This is a genomic window from Streptantibioticus parmotrematis (assembly GCF_019890615.1).
Classification (GTDB): domain Bacteria; phylum Actinomycetota; class Actinomycetes; order Streptomycetales; family Streptomycetaceae; genus Streptantibioticus_D; species Streptantibioticus_D parmotrematis.
This window is the reverse complement of record NZ_JAINVZ010000068.1, coordinates 1-457: the sequence shown is the minus strand read 5'-3', so window position 1 is coordinate 457 and position 457 is coordinate 1. Positions and strand designations below refer to the sequence as shown.

The following is a 457-nucleotide window of genomic DNA, read 5'->3' as shown; positions in this document are numbered from 1 at the left end:
TTCTTCGCGAACTTCGCCCGCAGAAACACTTCCGTGGAGGCGGTCGGGCGGTGGTACATCCATGACAGCAGGCCCAGCGCGAACATGTTCTTGCTCCGCTCGGCCTCCTTCCGTGACAGCTCATACCCCGACAGGGCCTCGACCGTCAGCGTCGTCAACGGCACCGGATGCACCCGGAAGCCTTCCAGCGACCCGTCCTCCAGCGGATCGGCCGTATAGCCGACCTTCTGCAACGCCCGGCGGGTGAACTCATCGGTGTTCACGATGATCTCCGCGCCCGCCGGCAGATCCCCGATGTTCGCCTTCAACGCCGCCGGGTTCATCGCCACCAGCACATCCGGCGCATCACCCGGCGTCAAAATGTCGTGATCCGCGAAATGCAACTGGAACGACGACACCCCCGGCAACGTCCCCGCCGGAGCCCTGATCTCCGCCGGAAAATTCGGCAGCGTCGACA

1 protein-coding gene is annotated in these 457 nt (G+C 64.6%); it reads right to left on the bottom strand.

Features of this window, described 5'->3' with window-relative positions; translation table 11 throughout:
- A partial coding sequence (locus tag K7472_RS32270) for a 2-oxoacid:ferredoxin oxidoreductase family protein (RefSeq protein WP_222982825.1) occupies positions 1–457 on the bottom strand: 457 nt, incomplete at both ends.